Origin of the sequence: Mesorhizobium sp. M4A.F.Ca.ET.090.04.2.1 (assembly GCF_003999085.1) — a bacterium.
In the GTDB taxonomy this organism is placed as follows: Bacteria; Pseudomonadota; Alphaproteobacteria; order Rhizobiales; family Rhizobiaceae; genus Mesorhizobium.
Genome location: NZ_RZOT01000754.1, coordinates 1 through 2,014, shown reverse-complemented (window position 1 = coordinate 2,014; position 2,014 = coordinate 1). Strand labels below are relative to the sequence as shown.

The 2,014-nt window shown below is 61.5% G+C and carries 3 protein-coding genes; 2 read left to right on the top strand and 1 reads right to left on the bottom strand.

What is annotated here, in order from left to right:
* The first annotated feature begins 293 nt into the window (after positions 1-293).
* Together EN781_RS31420 and EN781_RS31415 are read left to right on the top strand one after the other, a co-directional pair.
* Complete coding sequence (locus EN781_RS31420; RefSeq protein WP_126055364.1) at positions 294-839, top strand: hypothetical protein; 546 nt, start codon at positions 294-296, stop codon at positions 837-839.
* Complete coding sequence (locus EN781_RS31415; RefSeq protein ID WP_127400672.1) at positions 805-1,092, top strand: hypothetical protein; 288 nt, start codon at positions 805-807, stop codon at positions 1,090-1,092. The genes EN781_RS31420 and EN781_RS31415 overlap by 35 nt, the downstream gene beginning before the upstream one ends.
* A gap of 109 nt (positions 1,093-1,201) precedes the next feature.
* Here EN781_RS31415 and EN781_RS31410 read toward each other — a convergent pair whose 3' ends face one another.
* Positions 1,202-1,798, bottom strand: a complete 597-nt coding sequence (locus tag EN781_RS31410; RefSeq protein WP_126055365.1) for a DUF6456 domain-containing protein — start codon at positions 1,796-1,798, stop codon at positions 1,202-1,204.
* Between the last annotated feature and the right edge of the window lie 216 nt (positions 1,799-2,014).

The following is a 2,014-nucleotide window of genomic DNA, read 5'->3' as shown; positions in this document are numbered from 1 at the left end:
GCCTGAAGGAGATCGTCGCCGGGGAGATGGACCAGTCGCAACTGCTGGGTGGCCGGAGCGTGTTTGGGTGGGAGGGGGCGCAGAGCGACGACGATTCAGACCTGGGTGCAGCACGCTGACTTGGGACTACCAGTAGCGGGGCGACCAGATCATTATACATAACTGCATTAGTAAATTTTCGTCTCCTTCTTGTAGAAATAATGAGCGACCAATAGAAACAATAATCGACTTGTTTTTGCTAAAGCTTGCAAAAACCCATTTCTCAAGTGATGCTGCCAGGTGGGGGACTCGGCATGAAGACATTCGCATGGACGTTGGTTTTAGTGCTGCTGGCGATTGGCGACGCGATCGCCCAAACCGCGCCTGAGCCTATCATGCTGCAACATGCACCGCCGATGGGCTTCATCGTTGTACGCAGCAACGCACCCGGATGCGAGCCGACATGTCCGGAATGGATTTCTGCGCAAGGTCACATCGAGGCCGGTACACCAGCTTTGCTGAAGGCTCTGCTGAAAAAACTCGGCCACCGCAAGTTACCTTTGGTGTTGAATTCCCAGGGCGGCGAAACCGAGGCAGCGATGGCGCTTGGCCATATGATCCGCGCCGGCGGTCTCGACACGATGGTTGCCAAGACGGTATTTTCCGAGTGCGCGCCAGACGCAAAAGCTTGCGGGCTGGACGACCTCCACTTCGGTATCGCCAACCCCTATCGGCGCAGTCTGCTCGTCGGCTTGTACGATGGTTCTGGCGAGCGGCGTACGACGTCTGGCAGACAGCCGCGCCTTTGTCGGCATTCATCGAATCATGCTGCCGACCGTCAAGAAGATCGGCGGCAATAAGACCATCGTGCTCGTTCGGGTGCCCGAATGGTATGAACGCAAGATCGACAGCTATTTCACCGAGATGAATGGGGGCTCGTGGATCTTATCCGCCATGCAAAAAACGCCTGACGACAGCATACGATACCTCATGACATATGAGCTTTTAGACCTGAACCTGATAAACGAGTTCGGTCACGGCGACACGCACACCTCGACAGATATTTGCAAGACCACGCCGCCGGCGGACAACTGCCGCACTGTCAGGCAATAGGAAAATAGAGAGCCGGAGGTCGTCGAAGCGCCAGTTCGGTGCAGTTCCGTGTCTTTCAGGCCTAACGCTGCCCAAGGCTGCCGGCAGCATATACTCATCGACGGAAAACTCACCCCGCCTTCCTCCCCATCATCCCATAGTGCACCGCCAGCAAATCCAGCCCGACCTTCAGCAGCTTGACCACCACATCCCGCCCGTCGCCGCTGCGTTCGGCGATGGCCTTCACCGACTGGCCTTCGAGGCAGACCTTGCGCACCACATCCGCCACCTCCCAATGGGCGAGCGCGGCCGCCGCCTGCGCATGGGCGCGGCCGGCTGAGAGGACGCGGTCGGGGATGCCGGCATTCACTCGAGTGCCGTCGACGCGCTCGCTCCAGGACTGTGGTTGCAGCCCCTCGCGCGCGGTGCGCTCGAAATCGTCGCGGAAGCGCCCTCCCGCCTCGCGCTGCTGGCGCGTCAGCGAGGTGATGCCCACCAGCGGATCGACATTGCGCAGGCGCACGATGCCGCCGGTGGAGGTGTAGCCGCCGTTCGAGACCGCGTAGACGCGGCGTGCCTCGGCGGTACCGGCCGCGAGGCGCTGGCGGCCAAAGGCGTCTTGCTTCAGCGCGAAGTCGTGGCCGACCTCGCGGCGGATGCGCACCTGCTCGGCCTCGCCCTTGGGGAGCTTTGGGGGTGCGGGTTTTTTGGAAGGTTTGCGGGGCATAAGCGGGTCCTTGTGTGGGGGGATTGTCGAAATGGTTGCGCCAGGCACCCCTCATCCGTCTCGGCGCTGCGCGCCGATCCACCTTCTCCCACAAGGGGAGAAGGGAGAACCTGGCGGCGGCGGCGCTGCCAGCTACCAGCGTCGGCGATGGGCTGCGAGGCTGGCCCGGTCTCCCCTTCTCCCCTTGCAGGAGAAGGTGGCCGCGAAGCGGACGGA